16 protein-coding genes and 2 pseudogenes are annotated in these 19192 nt (G+C 67.3%); 5 read left to right on the top strand and 13 right to left on the bottom strand.

Features of this window, described 5'->3' with window-relative positions:
- Positions 1-27: 27 nt before the first annotated feature.
- The 13 genes and pseudogenes from ruvA to OR16_RS02510 form a co-directional block, all read right to left on the bottom strand.
- The gene (ruvA, locus tag OR16_RS02570) at positions 28-609 is read right to left on the bottom strand and encodes a Holliday junction branch migration protein RuvA (protein WP_006156399.1); all 582 of its coding nucleotides are present in this window, start codon (positions 607-609) and stop codon (positions 28-30) included.
- A gap of 196 nt (positions 610-805) precedes the next feature.
- Positions 806-1984 (bottom strand): glycerophosphodiester phosphodiesterase, encoded by a 1179-nt coding sequence (locus tag OR16_RS02565; protein ID WP_006156398.1) that lies wholly within the window; start codon positions 1982-1984, stop codon positions 806-808.
- An 87-nt stretch (positions 1985-2071) separates the two neighbouring features.
- On the bottom strand, positions 2072-2617 hold the full coding sequence (ruvC, locus tag OR16_RS02560) for a crossover junction endodeoxyribonuclease RuvC (protein ID WP_006156397.1): 546 nt from the start codon (positions 2615-2617) through the stop codon (positions 2072-2074).
- 542 nt (positions 2618-3159) lie between these two features.
- Positions 3160-4675: pseudogene (purH, locus tag OR16_RS02555) on the bottom strand (bifunctional phosphoribosylaminoimidazolecarboxamide formyltransferase/IMP cyclohydrolase).
- A 17-nt stretch (positions 4676-4692) separates the two neighbouring features.
- On the bottom strand, positions 4693-4926 hold the full coding sequence (locus OR16_RS02550) for a Fis family transcriptional regulator (RefSeq protein ID WP_006156396.1): 234 nt from the start codon (positions 4924-4926) through the stop codon (positions 4693-4695).
- Positions 4923-6026 (bottom strand): tRNA dihydrouridine synthase DusB, encoded by a 1104-nt coding sequence (gene dusB, locus OR16_RS02545; RefSeq protein ID WP_006156395.1) that lies wholly within the window; start codon positions 6024-6026, stop codon positions 4923-4925. Before dusB ends, OR16_RS02550 begins: the two co-directional genes overlap by 4 nt.
- Before the next feature lie 228 nt (positions 6027-6254).
- Complete coding sequence (locus tag OR16_RS02540; RefSeq protein WP_006156394.1) at positions 6255-7496, bottom strand: UbiH/UbiF/VisC/COQ6 family ubiquinone biosynthesis hydroxylase; 1242 nt, start codon at positions 7494-7496, stop codon at positions 6255-6257.
- Positions 7477-7979 (bottom strand): annotated as a pseudogene (locus tag OR16_RS02535) (hypothetical protein). Before OR16_RS02535 ends, OR16_RS02540 begins: the two are co-directional and overlap by 20 nt.
- Positions 7976-9358 (bottom strand): aminopeptidase P N-terminal domain-containing protein, encoded by a 1383-nt coding sequence (locus OR16_RS02530; protein ID WP_043418157.1) that lies wholly within the window; start codon positions 9356-9358, stop codon positions 7976-7978. Before OR16_RS02530 ends, OR16_RS02535 begins: the two are co-directional and overlap by 4 nt.
- 80 nt (positions 9359-9438) lie before the next feature.
- On the bottom strand, positions 9439-10179 hold the full coding sequence (gene murU / locus OR16_RS02525; RefSeq protein WP_006156392.1) for an N-acetylmuramate alpha-1-phosphate uridylyltransferase MurU: 741 nt from the start codon (positions 10177-10179) through the stop codon (positions 9439-9441).
- A gap of 17 nt (positions 10180-10196) precedes the next feature.
- Positions 10197-10535 (bottom strand): AzlD domain-containing protein, encoded by a 339-nt coding sequence (locus tag OR16_RS02520; protein WP_006156391.1) that lies wholly within the window; start codon positions 10533-10535, stop codon positions 10197-10199.
- Positions 10532-11281 carry an AzlC family ABC transporter permease gene (locus tag OR16_RS02515; RefSeq protein ID WP_043418155.1) on the bottom strand — a complete coding sequence of 250 codons (750 nt, stop codon included), beginning with the start codon at positions 11279-11281 and terminating at the stop codon, positions 10532-10534. The genes OR16_RS02520 and OR16_RS02515 overlap by 4 nt, the downstream gene beginning before the upstream one ends.
- A gap of 31 nt (positions 11282-11312) precedes the next feature.
- Positions 11313-12347: an aminoglycoside phosphotransferase family protein gene (locus tag OR16_RS02510; protein ID WP_006156389.1), complete on the bottom strand. Its 1035-nt coding sequence runs from the start codon at positions 12345-12347 to the stop codon at positions 11313-11315.
- A gap of 156 nt (positions 12348-12503) precedes the next feature.
- Here OR16_RS02510 and OR16_RS02505 point away from each other — a divergent pair, with 156 nt between their 5' ends.
- The 5 genes from OR16_RS02505 to trpS all read left to right on the top strand — a co-directional run.
- The gene (locus tag OR16_RS02505; protein WP_043418153.1) at positions 12504-14909 is read left to right on the top strand and encodes an LPS-assembly protein LptD; all 2406 of its coding nucleotides are present in this window, start codon (positions 12504-12506) and stop codon (positions 14907-14909) included.
- A gap of 9 nt (positions 14910-14918) precedes the next feature.
- Positions 14919-16409, top strand: coding sequence for a peptidylprolyl isomerase (locus tag OR16_RS02500; RefSeq protein WP_043418178.1), 1491 nt, complete (start codon positions 14919-14921; stop codon positions 16407-16409).
- A gap of 18 nt (positions 16410-16427) precedes the next feature.
- A complete protein-coding gene (gene pdxA / locus OR16_RS02495; protein WP_006156386.1) occupies positions 16428-17477 on the top strand; it encodes a 4-hydroxythreonine-4-phosphate dehydrogenase PdxA in 1050 nt (349 codons plus the stop codon).
- 20 nt (positions 17478-17497) lie between these two features.
- Positions 17498-18319, top strand: a complete 822-nt coding sequence (rsmA, locus tag OR16_RS02490) for a 16S rRNA (adenine(1518)-N(6)/adenine(1519)-N(6))-dimethyltransferase RsmA (protein WP_006156385.1) — start codon at positions 17498-17500, stop codon at positions 18317-18319.
- Positions 18320-18474: 155 nt separating this feature from the next.
- Positions 18475-19192 (top strand): tryptophan--tRNA ligase (gene trpS, locus OR16_RS02485; RefSeq protein ID WP_006156384.1); only part of this gene is annotated, 718 nt, incomplete at its 3' end.

Genomic DNA, 19192 nt, shown 5'->3' with positions numbered 1-19192 from the left:
GCCTGGATTGTAGCCCTTCCGGCTTGCTCAGCCCTTGGACAGGGACTTCAGCGCCATCTTGATGCCGTCAGACACGCCGGTGCCGGCCGGCACCGGCTTGATGGCCAGCGCCGCCTCTTTCTCCGAATAGCCAAGCGCGAGCAACGCATTGAGGATGTCGACGGCATTGTCGTGCACCGGCGTGCTGCCGGGCGCGGCCCCAAGCTCGGCGCCCAGCTTGCCCTTGAGCTCGAGCAGCAGGCGCTCGGCGGTCTTCTTGCCGATGCCCGGCACGCGCGTCAGGCGCCCGGCTTCTTGCAGCGTGATGGCCTGCGCCAGCTCGCTGACCGACATGCCCGAGAGCACTGCCAGCGCCATGCGCGCACCGATGCCGGTGATCTTGATCAGCTCGCGGAAGGTGTTGCGCTCGGTGGCGCTGCCGAAGCCATACAGCAGGTGCGCATCCTCGCGCACGATCTGCTGGGTCAGCAAGGTGACGGGATGGCCGACCGCGGGCAGGTTGTAGAAGGTGCTCATCGGCACGTCGATCTCGTAGCCGACGCCGTGGCAATCGACCAGCAGGTGCGGGGGGTTCTTCTCGATGAGGGTGCCGGCGATGCGTCCGATCATGGTGTGGTGTCTGCAGCGAATTACGGCGCGCGCGCCGGGATGGGAGGGGAGTGCGATGGCGGGCGCCGCGCAGGAGGCCCGCCATCGCGAAGGCCGCCAGTGTAGCCCAGCGCACGGCGTATGGGCGATGCCGGGCTACCGGCTACTGGCTACTGCTTACCGGCCCAATGGCTGGGTGGCTTGGTGGTTTAGTGGCTTACTGTCGCAGCGTGTCCACCGCCTGGCGTCCCAGCGCGGGATCGTCGGTGAAGAAGCCGTCGATGCCGGCGGCGAGGAATGCCTGCACCTCGCGCACCATGCCGCCGGGGCTGCGCGTGGCATCGTCGCCGCCGGTGCGCAGGTTGCGCGGCAGGAAGGTGTTCTCGGGCCGGAAGGTGTAGGGATGGACCAGCAAGCCGGCTGCGTGCGCGTTGCGCACCAGCGCGGTCGGCGTGCCGAGGTTGCCGTTGGCATCGCGGGGCACCACGTTGGACTTTTCCGGGCCGATGCCGTTAGCGTAGCTGGCCACTTCGCGCAGGCCGATCGGCGTCATCATGTCGGCGAAGGTGCGCGTGTCGCCGGCCAGGCGCCAGTCGGCCGGCCGGTTCTTCGCCCCGCCCATCAACTGGACCAGCTTTACATTGGGCATGCCCTGGGCCAGGCGCTGATGCAGTTCGCGCAGGTTGCCGGTCTCGAAGGACTGCACGAACACCGGCGCGCTGCGGGTGTACGCATGGGCTTGCAGGGTGGCCACCAGCTTCTCCTCCAGCGGCAGCCCGATGCCGCGGAAATAGCTCGGATGCTTGGTTTCCGGATACAGGCCGATCACGCGCCCGCTGCTTTGCGATGCCTTGGCCACCAGCTCGATGATTTCGTCGAAGGTGGGGATCTCGAACCTGTCGTTGTACTGGGTATTGGCCTTGCGCACCTGCGGGATGCGCTCGCGCGCGCGCAGCGTCTTGAGCTCGGCCAGCGTGAAGTCTTCGGTGAACCAGCCATCCAGGCGCTCGCCGTCGATCACCTTGACGCGCTTGCGGCTGGCAAAGCGGGGCAGCTCCGCCACATTGGTCGTGGTGCCGATCTCGTTCTCGTGCCGGGCGACCAGCACCCCGTCGCGCGTCATGACCAGGTCGGGTTCCACCACGTCGGCGCCGTCGTCGATGGCGCGCTGGTAGGACGCCAGCGTGTGCTCGGGGCGCAGCGCGCTGGCGCCGCGATGCCCGATCACCAGCGCCTTGGGGGCGGCGGGCGCAGGGCTAGGGGCAGGGGCTGCCGGCGCGGTGGCAACGGGAGGCGACGCGGCGCAGCCGGCGAGGACCGCGGCGGCCAGCGCGGACAGCAGGGCCGGCAGGCGGTTGGCGCGGGGGGGACTCAAGGTGCGGAACGAGCGAAGCATGCGGCATCCTTTGACGGGCGATCGCTCGATTGTAAAAGACTTGACGGTGCAGGCGGGCGCTGAATCGCTCAGCCGCCCGGGGCTCGCTCAGCCGATCAGGCGCCCGCGCCGTACCCGCATGCCCTTGCGGACCAGGTCCGGGGCCAGCCCGGTCAGGGCGGTGAGCGTATTGCTGCCGTTGGCATGGCAGATTGCCATGCCCAGCGCGTCGGCTGCGTCGGCACTGGGGCGTCCGGTCAGGCTCAGCAGGCGCATGACCATTTCCTGCACCTGCTCCTTGTTGGCGCGACCGTAGCCGACCACCGCCACCTTCAATTGCAGTGCCGTGTACTCGAACACCGGCAGGCCATGCGTGACCAGCCCGCAGATCGCCGCGCCGCGGGCCTGGCCCAGCAGCAGCGTGGATTGCGGATTGACGTTGACGAATACCTTCTCGATTGCGGCGCAATCGGGCGCGTAAGTGCGGGTGACTTCGCTGATGCCTTCGAAGAGGGTCTTCAGCCGTGCCGGCAGGCCACTATCGCCGTCGCTCTTGATGGTGCCGGAGGCGATGTAGGTTAGCTTGTTGCCGTGCTTCTCCAGCACGCCGAAGCCGGTGGTACGGAGGCCGGGGTCGATGCCGAGGATACGCATGAGGGTCGGGCTCGGCTTTTAATGGGTGATGGGGGATTGTAACGTTGGGAGGGTAGGGGTGACTGCTACTGCTACTGCTGCTACTGCTGCTGCTACTTCGACTGCAACGGCCTAATGTCAAAAGCAACTGCAGTTTCACCACCCCTGCGGGGCGGCGACCTACTTTCTTGTCTTGCCAAGAAAGTAGGCAAAGAGGGCGCGCCGGATGGGGCGACACCCCCTCGGGATTCGACGAAAAGAGCGGCCGGGACCCAAACTCGCATCGCCTTAAGGCGATACTCAAACATGGGTCCCTCTTTTCCGCTCTTTTCGCCGAATCCCGAGGCGCCCAATACGGCCTTGGCACACCTTGACGGCTCGCTTCGCATCGCGCTTGGGTGATTGCCGCCTGGGGGCGGGAATCACAGCCGAACCGAATCGATGCTTCAGCTCTCCTGCCGCTTTGCTCCCCTCTCCCGCTTGCGGGAGAGGGTGGGCGCTTGCGATGCCGCGATGAGTTCGTTTGCCAAGGCCGCTGCAACCGCACGGACCAGGCCCGGATCTCAATGGCGGAAGTGACGAACGCCGGTCAGGACCATCGCGATATTGCGCTCGTCGGCCGCGGCGATCACTTCGTCGTCGCGCATCGAGCCGCCCGGCTGGATGACACAGGTGGCACCTGCATCCACCACGACGTCCAGGCCGTCGCGGAACGGGAAGAATGCATCCGAGGCCACGGCCGAGCCTGCCAGCGTGAGGCCGGCGTTCTGCGCCTTGATGCTGGCGATGCGTGCCGAGTCCACGCGGCTCATCTGGCCGGCGCCCACGCCTAGCGTCATGCCGCCGCCACAGAACACAATGGCATTCGACTTGACGAACTTGGCCACGCGCCAGGCGAACATCAGGTCGTCCATTTCCTTGGGCGTGGGCTGGCGCTTGGTCACCACCCGCAGTTCGTCCCGCTGGACGTTCCTGGCGTCGGGGCCTTGCACCAGCAGGCCGCCGCCGACGCGCTTGAAGTCATACGGATTGAGGCCGTTGCCCAGCGGGATTTCCAGCAAGCGCACGTTCTGCTTGGCAGCAAACACGGCGCGCGCGCCGGCGCTGAAGGATGGGGCGATCAGTACTTCGACGAACTGCTTGGCCACGGCTTGCGCGGCGGCTTCGTCCAGCTCGACGTTGAAGGCGATGATGCCGCCGAAGGCCGAGGTCGAGTCGGTCTTGAGCGCTTTTTCGTAGGCTTCCAACGCATTGGCGCCGATTGCCACACCGCACGGGTTGGCGTGCTTGATGATCACGCAGGCCGCACCGGCGGTCGCGCCGAAGGTCTTGACGCATTCCCACGCTGCATCGGCGTCGGCGATGTTGTTGTATGACAGCTCCTTGCCCTGCAACTGCGTGTAGTTGGCCAGCGCGCCGTCGGAGGCCTTCAGGTCGCGGTAGAAGGCGGCCGACTGGTGCGGGTTCTCGCCGTAGCGCATTTCCTGAACCTTCTCGAAGGCCAGGTTCAGCGTCTGCGATGGCGCCGTCATACTGCGCGGTGTGGGCGAACACCTTGGTGGCCAGGCGGAAGTTGGTGTCGTAGCCAACGCTGTTGGCGTTGGCGCGCATTTCTTCCAGCACCGGCGCGTAGTCGGCCGGGTCCACCACGACGGTGACGTCACGGTGGTTCTTGGCAGCCGAGCGCAGCATGGTGGGGCCGCCGATGTCGATGTTCTCGATGGCGTCCGGCAGGGAGCAGTCATCCTTGGCCACGGTTTGCTGGAACGGGTACAGGTTCACGACCAGCAGGTCGATGGTGGGGATGTTGTGCTCGGCGAGCGCCGCCATGTGCTCGGGCAGGTCGCGGCGGGCCAGGATGCCGCCGTGGACCTTGGGATGCAGGGTCTTGACGCGGCCGTCGAGCATTTCGGGGAAACCGGTGTAGTCGGCCACCTCCGTGACTGGCAGGCCGGCTTCGGCGAGCAGCTTGGCGGTGCCGCCGGTGGAGAGCAGCGCGACGCCGAGCGCGTTGAGCTCGCGGGCAAATTCGACGATGCCGGTCTTGTCGGATACGGAGAGGAGGGCTTGCTTGATCATGGCTATGGGGAGACGCTTCAAAGTAAACCGTGCTGCTGCAACTTCTTGCGCAGCGTATTGCGATTGATGCCCAGGTAGGCGGCCGCGAGCGACTGGTTGCGCTCGGCGCGCGCCATCACTGCTTCCAGCAGCGGCCGTTCCACGGCTTCGAGCACCATGTTGTACATATTCGACGGCTCTTCACCGTCCAGGTCGCGAAAGTAGGCACCCAGGCTGTCCCGGATGCATTGGTCGATAGCGTTGCGGCTCATGCGGCAAGCAACTCCCCGTTATTGTTGTTGTTCGACTTGTTGCGTTTCTCGTCGGTGGCGTCGCCGGCATCATCCGTGCCATCCGCGCCGTCCTCGACATAGACCAGGCGCTCGGACAACAGCGCCTGCTCATCGAAGAACTCGTTGACCGCGGCGAGCTGGGCCGTGGTGCTGTCCAACGTGTTCATGCGGTGGCGGAACAGGTTGGCGCCGGCCAGGCCGCGCGTGTACCACGCAATGTGCTTGCGCGCGGTGCGCACGCCGGTGAACTCGCCGTAGAAGTCGTAGTGGTCTTCGAGGTGCGCGTTCATGATGGCGCGGATCTCGGCCACTTCCGGCGACGGCAGGAGCTCGCCCGTGGCGAGATAGTGCTCGATCTCGCGGAACAGCCAGGGCCGGCCCTGCGCCGCGCGGCCGATCATGATGGCGTCGGCGCCGGTCACGGCCAGCACATGCTTGGCCTTTTGCGGCGTGGTGACGTCGCCATTGGCGACCACCGGGATGGAGAGCGCTGCCTTGACCGCGGCAATGGTCTCGTACTCGGCTTCGCCCTTGTACAGGTCGGCTCGCGTGCGCCCGTGCACGGTGAGCATGCTGATGCCGGCATCTTCCACCATGCGCGCGATGCGAAGCGCATTGCGGTTCTGGCGGTCCCAGCCGGTGCGGATCTTGAGCGTGACGGGCACGCGCGGATCGACCTCGGCCACGGCGGCGACCACCGCCTGGACGATGCGCACCACCAGCGGCTCGTTTTGCAGCAGCGCCGAGCCGGCGGCCACATTGCACACCTTCTTGGCCGGGCAGCCCATGTTGATGTCGATGATCTGCGCGCCGCGCTCGACGTTATGGCGCGCGGCCTCTGCCATCATGGCCGGCTCGGCGCCGGCGATCTGCACCGCGATGGGCTCGACTTCGCCGGTGTGGTTGGCGCGCCGCATGGTTTTTTCGCTCTTCCACAGCTGCGCGTTGGAGGCGACCATTTCGGACACCGCATAGCCCGCCCCCAGCCGTTTGCACAGCTGGCGGAATGGCCGATCCGTCACACCGGCCATGGGCGCGACGAACAGGTTGTTGCGGAGTTGGTGCGGTCCGATTTGCACGATAGCGAATGTAGCGACTGACGAGGGGCCGCAAGGCGGCCCGCAACTAGACAAAAATGAAAATGGCATGCCCTGCCGAAACAGTGCTCGGCGTTATTCCGTGGGCATGTGTGAGGGCGGGATTTTACCGCCAAACGGCCCGGGTTGCTCAAGATTTGAGCAAATATTGCACCGGGCCGAATTGCAAACAATGTTCACGGCACGGCCTCCGGCGGCCCTTGGCAGCCTTTAGCGGCGCATGCCGTACATCATCTGGCGCGCCAGCGTGTCCTTGAGCGGTCCCAGGCAGGCAAGTGCGGCCAGCGATGCGCCGCGCGCGTGGGCAGCGAGCGGGTAGGACACGCCAAACACGCGCGGCAGCAGGTCGGTCACGCCGATGGTGACGGCCCGATCCAGCTTTTGTTGCGCCGCAAACGCCTGCAAGGCTTGCGGGCCGCAGTCGGCGCGCAGCGCGAGCGCCAGGGCAAAGGCGTCGCGCAGGCCCAGGTTGAGGCCCTGGCCGGCTACCGGATGCAGCGTTTGCGCCGCATTGCCGACCGCCACCACGCGGCCGTGCACGGTAACGGGCGCCGCATTCAGCCCGAGCGGGAAGGCATGGCGCTTGCCGATGCCGGTGAAGCGGCCCATGCGCGGGCCGAACGCTTGTTCCAGTTCGGCGAGGAACTCCCCTTCGGGCAGCGCGAGCCGGCGCGCCGCCTGGTCCGGCTGGCAGCACCAGACCAGGGCGTAGCCGGGCGTGCCGTGCTCCTCATGGGGTAGCAGCGCCAGCGGCCCTTCCTCGGTAAAGCGCTCCCAGGCCCAGCCAGGCTGCGGGCGCGAGCAGGCCACGTGGGCCACGATCGCGGTTTGGCCATAGTCGCGCCGGTATTTGCGCGCCTGCACGCCACGCTCCGCACGGGTGGTCTGCTGGTGGAACAGGCCGCCTTCGGCCTGCACCGCCAGGCGCGCGCTGAGGGCGGCAGGCTGCCGGTCATGCGCATGGCCGCTCAGGCGGACCAGGCCCGCAGTTTCCGGACCGGATTGCTCCAGGTGATCGATGCGTGTCTCGTAGACCCGTGCCAGGCGCTCGCCATCTGCGGCGGGGCAGGCCTGGATGGCCTGGGCCAGCGCGCGCTCGAGCGCCTCGCACAGCTCGCCGTAGCGCACCACATAACCCAGGGCGGGTACGTCGTAGTCGTGGCTGTGCAGCTTGACGTGGCCGAAGCGAGCGCGTTGCGACACATGGATATGCTCGATCGGCGTGACGGCGCGGGGCCACGCGCCGATCTGCTCGAGCAGCTGGCGGCTGCCGTAGGACAGCGCGATGGCGCGTGGATCGCGGGACGCGCGCGCCGGCGTGGCGGCGTCGATCAGGGTCAGCCGCCACGGGCTCTTGCGCAGCAGGAGGCAGGCCAGCGCGAGGCCTACCGGCCCAGCGCCAACGATGGCGATATCCGTGTCCGCAGGGACTTCAGTGCTTGCCGGGTTCATGTGCGCTGCCTGGCTGGGCGAACGGGTTGCTGTCGTTGTTCGTATTGCCCATGGCGCCGGACTGCGCCGGCTGCGCGCCGCGCTTCCAGCAATTGGCGTCGGTGCGGTGCTTGCCCGCCGCCGCGTCGCTCAGGGCGTTGTCCAGCTTCTGCTGGTTGAAGCCGGGAAATGCCTGCAGGCGTTCCACCAGTGCAGCATGATTGGCCGCATCGAGCGGCACCACGCAGCCCCGGGGCGCGCCATCGGCGTCGGGGTCTCCCACCAGGATCAGCCAGGCGCCCACGGCTCGCGGTTCGAGACCCGCACCACCACGCGCTCGATCACATCCCATTCAAGCTCTTCGCGCTGGCCATCGGGGCGATGTACCACCAGGCGGTCGTCATAGAGGTTGATCACGAACGGTTGCGCGAGATCCACGGAGCGCGCGCGGCTGGCCGGTGCACGCTCGCCAGCCGGAAGTATCTTGCGTAGCCAGTTGATCATCGCGCAGCTCCCGCGTCGCGCATCAGCGCCTCGATTTCGTCCGCCTTGACCGGGGCGCCGCGCGTCATCAGTTCGCAGGCGCCATCAGTGACAACCGCATCGTCCTCAATGCGGATGCCGATATGCCAGAAGCGCTCCGGTACTTCCGGTGCCGGGCGCACGTAGATGCCGGGCTCCACCGTCAGCACCATGCCGGGCTCAAGCGGGCGCCAGGCGCGCTCGCCTTCGGTGGGCGCCGCGCCGGGCACGCGGTATTCGCCCACGTCATGCACGTCCATGCCCAGCCAGTGGCCGGTGCGGTGCATGTAGAACTGGCGGTAGCTGCCGCTGGCGAGCACGTCGTCCAGGCTGCCGCAGCGGTTACGGTCGAGCAGGCCGGTATCGAGCATGCCCTGCGCCAGCACGCGCGTGGCGGCGTCGTGCGGCACGTTGTAGGGCACGCCGGGACGGGTCTCGGCGATGGCGGCATCTTGCGCGGCCACCACCAGGTCATAGAGCTCGCGCTGGGCCGGCGAGAAGCGGCCGGAAACGGGGAAGGTGCGGGTGATGTCGGACGCGTAGCCATCGAGCTCGCAGCCGGCGTCGATCAGGCACAGGTCGCCATTGCGCAGCTCGGCGGGGCCGGCGCGGTAATGCAGCACGCAAGCATTGGGGCCGGTGGCGACGATCGAGTTATAGGCGACGCTTTGCGCGCCATGGCGGCGGAATTCGTAGAGCAGCTCGGCTTCCAGGTGGTACTCGCGCAGCCCCTCGCGCGACGTGCGCATGGCACGCACATGGGCCTGGGCCGAGATCTCGGCGGCGCGGCGCATGGTGGCGATCTCGCCGGCGTCCTTGAACAGGCGCATTTCGTCGAGGATGGTGCGGATGTCGAGCGCCGCCGATGGCGCGGTCACGCCGGCGCGGCCTTGCATGCGCACCGTTTCGAGCCAGCGCCGCACCTGCATGTCGGTACGGGTGTTGGCGGCCAGTGGATAGGCCACCACGGCGTGGTTGGCCAGCAGCGACGGCAGCAGGGCGTCGATCTCCTCGACCGAATGCGCTTCGTCGAAGCCAAAGGCCGCCTGCGCGCCTTCCGGGCCATAGCGGAAACCATCCCAGATCTCGCGCTCTTCGTGCTTGGGGCGGCAGAACAGGATGCTGCGCTCGGCGCCGCACGCCTGCGCCACCAGGACCAGCACCGATTCCGGCTCGGTGAAGCCGGTCAGGTAGTAGAAATAGCTGTCGTGGCGATAGGGATAGTCGCTATCGCGGTTGCGCATGGCTTCCGGCGCGGTGGGCAGGATTGCCACGCCGCCGCCGGCGGCGCGCAATTGCTGCAGCACGCGGGCGCGCCGGTCGCGACAGGCGAGAAGGAGGGCGGAGTCGGGTGCGGACATGTGTTGGGCCACGTGGATGGGGAATAAGGCGATTCTAACGCCGCCGGATTGCCGGCGCGGGCCTGCACCGGCGGGATCGCTCAGGACAGGGGTGCGCAAGCGGTGCCGGCCCGGGCCCGCACCGCGGCATCGAGGGCCGCCAGCTGGGCCGGCGTGCCGACATTCTCCCAGGCGCCGTCGAAGCGCTCGCCGCTGGCCAGCCCGGCTGCCACCGCGGCGCGGTAATAAGGCGTCATGGCAACTTTCTGGCCGGGCTCGATGGCGGTGAATAGCCGGGTGTCGTACAGGCCGATATTGCCGAAGGTCAGGCTCGGCGCCGTCGCCGTGGGCGCGGGCAACACCAGGCCGTCGGCACCGAGCGCAAAATCGCCGCCCGGATGGAATGGCGGATTGGGCACCATCACCAGGTGCATGCGCGGCTCGGGCGCACCGGCCATGGCGCGCGCGCGGGGCAGCAGGGCGCGGAAGTCGTAGTCGGTGAAGATGTCGCCGGATACCGCCAGGAAGATCTCGCCGCGCTCGGGCGCGGCCGACAGCAGCGGCAGCGCCTGGGCGATGCCGCCGGCGGTTTCCAGCGCGCTGGGCTCGGCCGAGTACGCCAGGCGCACGCCGAAGCGGTTGCCATCACCGAGCGCCTGCTCGATCTGCTCGCCGAGCCAGGCGTGGTTGATCACAATGTCCTTGAAGCCGGCGCGCGCCAGCGCTTCGATCTTCCAGACGATCAGCGGCTTGCCGCCCACCGGCAGCAGCGGCTTGGGGTGGGCATCGGTCAGCGGGCGCATGCGCTCGCCGCGCCCGGCTGCAAAAATCATGGCTTTCAATGCAGGGCCTCCGGCGCTTATTTCAACGCGTGGTTCAGCAGGTATGTCAGCGCGATCAGGGTGCCCATGCCGCCGGCGATGGTCCAGCCGATGCTGCGCGTCCTGGCGGCGATGACAATGGCCACCAGGCCGGCTATCAGGCGCGCGTTGCCGGGACCGATGTCGACCTGGCCATCGCGCATCAGCAGGTCAGGCGCGATCAACGCCGACAGCATGGCGGCCGGCACGAACTGCAGCGCGGTGCGGAACCACGACGGCAGCCGCACCCGGCCTTCCACGGCAATGAAGGACAGGCGGATCAGGAACGTGGCGAAGCCGGCGCCGATAAACACCAGCAGCAGGGTCAGCTGGCTCATGCGGCAGGCTCCGTCGCGGCCGGCTTGCGCTGCCTGCGGTCCTTGCCCAGCAGCAGCATGCCCGCGGCAATCCCGCCCAGCGCCGCGACCATCAGGCCGAGCTTGTGCGGCATGCCGTAGCAGGCCACCGCCAGCGCCGTGGCCACCAGCGCCGCCGCGGCGTGCGAGCGGCGCTTGATGCCGGGCACGATGATGGCGATGAAGGTGAGCGGCAGGAAGAAATCGAGCGGCCAGTCGCGCGGGATCTGGGCGCCCACCAGCACGCCCGCCAGCGTCGAGACCTGCCAGCTTGCCCACAGCGCGAAGCCGGCGCCAAAGAAGAACCAGTGGCGGTAGCGCTTGTGTTCGTCGTCGTCGCTAAGGCGCCGCGTCATGGCGGCGAAGGCCTCGTCGGTCAGCAGGTAGGAGATGAGCGTCTTCCAGCGGCCCGGCAGGTGCGCCAGCGCCGGGGCCATGGTGGCCGAATACAGCGCATGGCGCAGATTGACCATCGCGACCGTCACGGCAATCAGCACCGCTGGCGTGCCAGCCGCCCACAACTGCGTCAGTATCATCTGCGAAGCGCCGCCGAACACGATCGCGCTCATGGCACAGGCCAGCCACGCGGGCATGCCGGCGTTCACCGCCAGCACGCCGTAGATCAGGCCGAACGGGGCCACGCCGAGCAGCATCGGTGCCAGCGCCCGCACGCCGGCCCACCACTCGACGCCTCGAGTGGTCGCCGTGGGTTTGCCGCCGGATGTCATGGTTGTGCGCCCGGCATGGCTTGCGCCGGCATCAGAACGTGTAGCCGACCGGGCGTTCGACGCCATCGAGGGCGTCGAACAGGCGTACCAGCCTGCGCAGCTCGATGTAGCGGCCTGCCACCTGGCGGGCGTACTTGAGCACCAGCGGCAGGTTGGTCAGGTAGCCATCCTTGCCGTCGCGATGGTACAGGCGGGCAAAGATGCCGAGTACCTTGAGGTGGCGCTGCAGGCCCATCCACTCGAAATCCCGGTAGAAATCGCCAAAATCGGGCGCCACCGGCAGCCCGGCCTTGCGCGCGCGCTCCCAGTAGCGGATCAGCCAGTCGAGCTGCTCCTGCTCGTCCCATTCAATATAGGCATCGCGCCATAGCGACACCGCGTCATAGGTGATGGGGCCGATCACCGCGTCCTGGAAATCCAGGATGCCGGGATTTGCCTCGCCCTCAAGCACCATCAGGTTGCGCGAGTGATAGTCGCGATGCACATAGACCTGCGGCTGGGCCAGGTTGTTGGCCAGCAGCGTTTGCATGACGTCGGCCAGTCCGGATTCCTGGTCCGGCGTAAGGGATACGCCCAGGTGCCGGGCCACGTACCACTGCGGGAACAGGTCGACTTCGCGCTGCAGCAGCGCGCGGTCGTAGGCGGGCAAGGTGCCGGGGCGAGTCGCGAGCTGGATCTTCACGAGCGCGGCGCTGGCATCGCCATAGAGGCCGCGCGCGCTGGCGGCGTCCAGCCGGGACAGATACGTGGTGTTGCCCAGGTCGCTCAGCAGCAGGAAGCCTTGTTCGAGGTCCTGCGCCAGTACCTTGGGCACGGTCACGCCAGCGGCGCCGAACAGTTCCGCCACATGGATGAAGGGGCGGCAGTCCTCCTGCGCGGGCGGCGCATCCATCACGATCACGCTCGGATGGTCGGGGTGGCTGGTGCTGGCCCGGAAGTAGCGCCGGAAGCTGGCATCGGCCGATGCCGGGGCGCAGGAATCGGGGTCAACGGACCAGGCCGGACCGAGTCTGGACACCCAGACTTTGAGCTGATCGAGACGCGGGTCGAGAGGATGTGCTGCCATGCCGGAAAGGGAGAATAGGATGCCCCGTATAATACCCGACCAGACCCGGGTCCCGGGGCGGCTCCCAGGCGGGCCTCCCACGGCCCGACAGCCTGCTTCGGCGGTGGCTGGCGGTTGCTGGGCCGCCGCCGCCGCTCTGACTCATGACCCGCTCGCATGACCGAACAACGACGATCACCGAACCAGAAGGCTAGCAAGACACCGGCACGACTCCCCGGCAGCGCGTTGCGCCCGCTCGTGTTGGCCATGGCCGGCTGGTCGGTGGGCGCGCACGCGCAGGCCGTGAGCTCCACCATTCCCGACCTGCCGGTGGCCGAGCCGACCGTCGAGGTGGCGCCCGAGGCCCCGCCGGTAGCCGGCGAACTGGTGCCGCGCCTGGCCGAACCGGGCACGGCCAAGACCAAGACGGCCGAGCCGGACGACAACCCGCCCACCTTTGTCTCCGGCGACCGCATGACCGGCTACAACCAGCGTGGCGTGGAGCTCGAGGGCAACGCCGAGCTGCGCCGCGATGGCGGCGTGGTCAAGGGCGACAAGCTCACCTACGACCAGGACAGCGACGAGGCTTTTGTCCATGGCAACGCCCGCGTCGCCCGCGACGGCTCGCTCTCGGTCGGGCCGGAAGCCCGGCTGCGGGTCGAGGCCAACGAAGGCTACATGCTGTCGCCGGACTACTATTTCCAGCAGACCGGCGGCTCAGGCAAGGCCGAGCGCATCGATTTCATCGACAAGAACCTGAGCACGATCAAGCGTGCCACCTACACGACCTGTTCTCCGGACAACGCGGACTGGTATTTCAGCGCGCGCGAACTGGAAATCGACAGTGACCGCCAGGTGGGTACCGCCTATGGAAGCGTGCTGCGCTTCTTCGACGTACCGATCATGGCGGCACCGGTGTTCAGCTTCCCCTTGAACAGCGAGCGCCGCAGCGGGGTGCTGCCGCCGCTGTTCGGCTACAGCTCGCGCTCGGGCATGGACCTCACGGTCCCGTACTACTTCAATATCGCGCCCAACCGGGACCTGACGATCTTCCCCCGCGTGCTTAGCTCGCGCGGGGTGCAGCTTGGCACCGACTACCGCTATATCGGTACCGGTTATTCCGGGCGTATCCGCGGCGAATTCCTTCCGGACGACCAGAAGACCAAGACCAACCGCTGGGCGTACTCGATCCAGCATGTCCAGAACATTGCCACGGGACTGAATGCGTACGTCAACCTGAACAAGGTGTCGGACGGCCAGTATCCCGACGACCTGACCCGCTCGGTGACACAGGCGACGTTGCGCCAGTACACGCAGGAAGGCGGCGTCACCTACAACTGGCAGGATTTTGCCCTGTTGGCACGGGTGCAGAAATTCCAGACACTCGCGCCCAGCCAGCCTTCGTATGAGCGTGTGCCTCAGCTCAACGGCAAGTACACGCGCTATGACCTGGGCGGCTTCGATATCCAGGTAGAAGCTGACTACACGCGCTTCCGCATTCCACTGAGCACGACAGGTACGCAACAGCCGCAGGGCGAACGTGTTTTCATCCAGCCCTCGATCAGCTATCCGATCATCCGGCCAGGCTGGTTCGTCACGCCCAAGGTAACGTTTAATGCCACGCAGTATCAGATGGAGTCGTCCACCAACACTGCGGGCACGCCCAACACGCTGAACCGGGCCCTGCCAACCATGAGCGTGGATTCGGGCATGACGTTCGAGCGCGAGGCGCCGACCGTGAGCCGGCTGTTCGGCGTCAATTACGTGCAGACTCTGGAACCGCGCCTGTTCTACGTCTACACGCCGTTCCGCGACCAGAGCCAGTTCCCACTGTTCGATACAGTGCAGTCGGACTTCGGCTACGGGCAGATATTCAGCGAGAACCCGTTCACCGGCTACGACCGTATTGCCGACAACAACAAAGTAACGGCCGGCGTGACCACTCGCCTAATCGAAGCGGCCAGCGGTATCGAGCGTTTCCGCGGCACGATCGCGCAGCGCTTCGACCTTACCGGCCAGCGCGTACAGCTCAATGGTACCGATCCGGCCAAGTCAGGCTATTCCGACCTGCTGGCGGCAACGACCATCCAGATGTTCAAGGGCTATTACCTCGACGCTGGCGTGCAGTACAACCCGGACAGCGATCGGGTGATCTACTCGAATATCGCCTTCTCGTGGCGGCCGGAGCAGCGCAAGACGTTGAATATCGGCTATCGCTACCGGCGCCCAACCTCGGTGACGGACAATACCGCCATCGACCAGTTCGAGATTTCGAGCCAGTGGCCGCTGACGCAGCGCACCTATGGCATCGGCCGGGTCGCGTTCGACCTGAGCGCGAGCCAGCTGGTTGACGCGCTGGCCGGCTTCGAATACGCGGCGGATTGCTGGGTTGGCCGTGTGGTCTACCAGCGCTTCCGCAATACCACGCAGGGCTACACCGGGCGTATCTTCTTCCAGGTGGAGTTCCGCGGGTTGTCCAAGATCGGTTCCAATCCGCTGGATGTGCTGCGGCTGAACGTGCCGGGTTATGAGCCCGTCCTCGCCAAGCCTGTTATCCCATCCCAGCTCGACCACTATGAATGACGGACCATGATGAAACGTCAAGAATTCAACGCGCGCCCCTCGATGTCGTCCCGCCTGACCGGCTGGCAAAGCCTGCTGCTGAGCGCACTGCTGGCCGGCTTTGCGCTGCCCGCTTCGGCGCAGCTGAAGGCGCCCGGGCAGAAGGCTACCGGCATCTTCATGCCCCAGGCCGGCGGTAGCGCTGCCGCCTCGCCCAGCCAGCCGCGCCTGGGCGTGACGCAGCCGGGCACCAGCGCCCAGCGCTCGCAACTGGTGGACGAGGTGGTGGCGATCGTCAACAACAGCGTGATTACACGGCGCGAGTTGCTGGATCGCGCCGATGAGATCGAATCGCAGCTGCGCCAGGCCAACCGGCCGTGCCGGCGCGACGCCGACCTGTTGGGCGAAGTGCTCGAGCGGCTGGTGATGGAGCGCGTGCAGACGCAGGCCGCGCAGGATGCCGGCATCAAGGTGACCGACCAGGAAGTCGACCGCGCCGTTGAGTCGGTGGCGCAGCAAAATCACCTGAGCGCGACCGACCTGCGCAGCCAGGTCGAGCGCAGCGGCATGACCTGGACCAAGTACCGCGACGAGCTGCGCAAGCAGGTCCAGGTGATCCGCCTGCGCGAGCGCGAAGTGGACTCCAAGGTCCAGATCTATGACGGCGAGATCGACAATTATCTCGCCGCGCGTGGCGGCCAGGGCGCCGCCGCCAGCGGCCCCACCGAATACAACGTGGCCCAGATCCTGGTGCGCGTGCCGGAGGATGCCTCCGAGGCACAGAAGGCCACCTTGCGCGCCAAGGCCGAGGGCCTGCTCAAGCAGGCCCAGGGAGGCGCGGATTTCGCCCAGTTGGCACAGGGCTCCGACGGACCCGAGGCGGCCCAGGGCGGCTCGCTCGGTTTCCGCGAGATCGGCCGGCTGCCGGCACTGTTTGCCAATGCCGTGCTTGACCTGCAGCCTGGCGGCGTGGCGCCCCAGGTCATCGAGAGCGCCAACGGTTTCCATGTGCTCAAGCTGGTGGCCAAGCGCACCGCGCCGGCGGCAGCGTCGAACCCGGCGGCCAGCGATCACATCACGCAGACCCAGGTGCGCCATATCCTGATCCGCACCGGCCCCAACATGCCGGAGGCCGAGGCGCGCCGCCAGCTGGCCACGCTGCGCGAACGGATCACCCACGGCGGCGACTTTGCCGACGCGGCCAAGCGCTTCTCGCAGGACGGCTCGGCGCAGAACGGTGGCGATCTCGGCTGGGTATCGCCGGGCGAGCTGGTGCCGGAGTTCGAGCAGGCCATGAGCCGCCTGCGCCCGGGCGAGGTGTCGGAGCCTGTCGTCACGCAGTTCGGCGTGCACCTGATCCAGGTGCTCAACCGTCGCGAGACCGAGATCACGCCGGAGAAGCAGCGCGACTTTGCCCGCGCGGAGCTTCGCGAGCAGAAGATACGCGCGGCATATGAAGACTGGCAGCGCCAGTTGCGCCAGGCGGCCTACGTGGAATACCGCGTCAACCGCCAGCGCTAACCAGAACGCATCGCCAACATGTCCGAGCCGCTCGCGCTAGCCATCACCACCGGGGAACCCGCCGGCATTGGTCCCGACATTACCGTCGGCGCCTTGCTGCAACTTGCCGGCGAGCATCCTCAGGTGCGTTTCCATGTGCTGGGCGACGCGCGCCTGCTGGCCGCGCGCGCCGCCGCGCTGGGTGTCGCGCAAGCCTGGGCACACCGGCTGGCGGATGGCAGCGTGGTGTGCGACGACATCCCTCTGGCGGTGCCTTGCGATGCTGGCCGGCTGGACGCGCGCAACGGCGGCTATGTGCTCGCCTTGCTCGATGCGGCCATCGATGGCTGCATGGCGGGCACGAACGGCGCGCGGCGCTTTGCCGGCATGGTGACCGCGCCCGTGCAGAAGAGCACCATCAACGATGCCGGCGTGCCCTTCACCGGGCACACCGAATACCTGGCCGAACGCGCCGGCGTGCCGCGCGTGGTGATGATGCTCGCGGGCCCCCAGCCCGCGCATGCCAACGCCATGCTGCGCGTGGCGCTGGCCACCACTCACCTGCCGCTGCGCGCGGTGCCCGACGCGCTCACCGTGTCCATGCTGGAAGAAACACTGGCCATCGTCGACCACGACCTGCGCCGGCATTTCGGCATTGCCCGGCCGCGCATCCTGGTCACCGGCCTGAATCCTCATGCCGGCGAAAGCGGGCACATGGGCCACGAGGAGATCGATGTGATCATCCCCGCGCTGGCCCATGCCGTGGACGCGGGCATCGACGCGCGCGGCCCATACCCGGCCGACACGCTGTTCCAGCCCCGCCACCTCGATGGGGCCGACTGCGTGCTGGCGATGTACCACGACCAGGGCCTGGCCCCGCTCAAGTACGGCACCTTTGGCCACGGCGTGAACATCACGCTGGGGCTGCCCTTTATCCGCACCTCGGTCGACCATGGCACTGCGCTTGACCTGGCCGCAAGTGGCCAGGCCGAGCATGGCAGCATGATCGAGGCGATCCGCAACGCCATCGCCATGGCTGGCCACGCCAACGGCCGGCCGCGCGCCGCGCCGCTGGCGGCAACACGCTGACGCCCGAGCGAGACCTAACTATGCGTTCCAACGTACACCAGGGCCATGTGGCCCGCAAACGATTCGGGCAGAACTTCCTGGTCGATGACGGCATCATCCACGGCATCGTCAGTGCCATCGACCCGCAGCACGGCGACACCCTGGTCGAAATCGGCCCCGGTCTCGGCGCGCTCACGCAGCCGCTGCTGGAGCGCCTGCCGCAGATGCAGGTGGTCGAGCTTGACCGCGACCTGGTGGAGCGCCTGCGCCGCCGCTACGGCGAACGGCTGGTGATCCACGCCGGCGACGCGCTGGCCTTCGATTTCGGCAAGCTGTGCGAAGCTGGCAAGCCCCTGCGCATCGTTGGCAACTTGCCGTACAACATCTCCAGCCCGCTGCTGTTCCACCTGGCCGAGTTTGCCGACCAGGTGCGCGACCAGCACTTCATGCTGCAAAAGGAAGTGGTCGAGCGCATGGTGGCCGAGCCCGGCAGCAAGGCCTTTGGCCGGCTGTCGATCATGCTGCAGGTCCGCTATCACATGGAGCATGTGCTCGACGTGCCGCCGGCCTCGTTCAACCCGCCGCCCAAGGTCGACTCCGCCGTGGTGCGCATGATCCCCTGGCCGCGGCAGCCCGACGGCCAGTTGCGCTCGCCATATCCCGCATGCAACCTGACGGTGCTGGGCGACGTGGTGGCCGCGGCGTTCTCGCAGCGGCGCAAGGTCCTGCGCAATACGCTGTCGATGCTGCGCGACCAGGTCGACTTTGAAGCGCTGGGCTTCGACCTGGCTCGCCGCGCCGAGGAAGTCCCCGTGGCCGAGTACGTCGGCCTGGCGCGCCAGCTTGAAACCCCGGCTGCATGATGCGCGCGGCCGGCTTCCGTTCCCATTGGTGGCGCTGCTGAACGCAGCGGCACGTCGTCATCCCCTGATCCCGACTCCAGCCGCCGCTTCCCGGTTGGCAGCAATCTGCCTGCGCTGACCGGCCCCGCGGCGCTTCTCTTACCGAAGGAAATGCCATGACTAGCGAAACGCAGGCGCCTCAGCGCAAGGTCATCCTCACCGGCGACCGCCCCACCGGCCAGCTTCACCTTGGCCATTACGTCGGCTCGCTCAAGAGCCGCGTGGCGCTGCAGGACACCCACAAGCAATACCTGTTGCTGGCCGACACCCAGGCCATGACCGACAACGCGCACGACCCGGACAAGGTGCGGCGCAACGTGCTGGAGGTGGCGCTCGACTACCTCGCGGTCGGCATCGACCCGGCCAAGACCACCATCACGGTGCAGTCACACCTGCCGGCGCTCGCCGAACTCACCCTGATGTACCTGAACTTCGTCACGGTGGCCCGGCTCGAGCGCAACCCGACCATCAAGGAGGAGATCCAGGCGCGCGGCTTCGGCCGTGACATCCCGGCGGGCTTCCTGTGCTACCCGGCCTCGCAAGCTGCCGACATCACTGGCTTCAAGGCCACCGTGGTGCCCGTCGGCGAGGACCAGGCGCCCCTGATCGAGCAGACCAACGAGATCGCGCGCCGCATCAACCATCAGGTTGGCCGCGAAGTGCTACCGGAAGCCGCCGCGCTGATCCCGCGCTTTGGCAGGCTGCCCGGGGTCGACGGCAAGGCCAAGATGAGCAAGTCGCAAGGCAACGCGATCTCGCTGGCGGCCTCGCCCGAGCAGGTCAAGGAAGCGGTCATGCGCATGTACACCGACGCCAACCACCTCAAGGTGTCCG

Source organism: Cupriavidus basilensis OR16 (assembly GCF_000243095.1).
In the GTDB taxonomy this organism is placed as follows: domain Bacteria; phylum Pseudomonadota; class Gammaproteobacteria; order Burkholderiales; family Burkholderiaceae; genus Cupriavidus; species Cupriavidus basilensis_D.
The sequence above is the reverse complement of the archived record's forward strand: the minus strand, read 5'-3'. Positions and strand labels throughout refer to the sequence as shown.

What these genes read in the sequence shown, in the direction of transcription:
- ruvA (WP_006156399.1), bottom strand. Translation starts at nt 609, where the DNA reads ATGATCGGACGCATCGCCGGCACCCTCATCGAGAAGAACCCCCCGCAC.
- OR16_RS02565 (WP_006156398.1), bottom strand. Translation starts at nt 1,984, where the DNA reads ATGCTTCGCTCGTTCCGCACCTTGAGTCCCCCCCGCGCCAACCGCCTG.
- ruvC (WP_006156397.1), bottom strand. Translation starts at nt 2,617, where the DNA reads ATGCGTATCCTCGGCATCGACCCCGGCCTCCGTACCACCGGCTTCGGC.
- OR16_RS02550 (WP_006156396.1), bottom strand. Translation starts at nt 4,926, where the DNA reads ATGAGCCGCAACGCTATCGACCAATGCATCCGGGACAGCCTGGGTGCC.
- OR16_RS02540 (WP_006156394.1), bottom strand. Translation starts at nt 7,496, where the DNA reads ATGAACCCGGCAAGCACTGAAGTCCCTGCGGACACGGATATCGCCATC.
- OR16_RS02530 (WP_043418157.1), bottom strand. Translation starts at nt 9,358, where the DNA reads ATGTCCGCACCCGACTCCGCCCTCCTTCTCGCCTGTCGCGACCGGCGC.
- OR16_RS02520 (WP_006156391.1), bottom strand. Translation starts at nt 10,535, where the DNA reads ATGAGCCAGCTGACCCTGCTGCTGGTGTTTATCGGCGCCGGCTTCGCC.
- OR16_RS02515 (WP_043418155.1), bottom strand. Translation starts at nt 11,281, where the DNA reads ATGACATCCGGCGGCAAACCCACGGCGACCACTCGAGGCGTCGAGTGG.
- OR16_RS02510 (WP_006156389.1), bottom strand. Translation starts at nt 12,347, where the DNA reads ATGGCAGCACATCCTCTCGACCCGCGTCTCGATCAGCTCAAAGTCTGG.
- OR16_RS02505 (WP_043418153.1), top strand. Translation starts at nt 12,504, where the DNA reads ATGACCGAACAACGACGATCACCGAACCAGAAGGCTAGCAAGACACCG.
- OR16_RS02500 (WP_043418178.1), top strand. Translation starts at nt 14,919, where the DNA reads ATGAAACGTCAAGAATTCAACGCGCGCCCCTCGATGTCGTCCCGCCTG.
- pdxA (WP_006156386.1), top strand. Translation starts at nt 16,428, where the DNA reads ATGTCCGAGCCGCTCGCGCTAGCCATCACCACCGGGGAACCCGCCGGC.
- rsmA (WP_006156385.1), top strand. Translation starts at nt 17,498, where the DNA reads ATGCGTTCCAACGTACACCAGGGCCATGTGGCCCGCAAACGATTCGGG.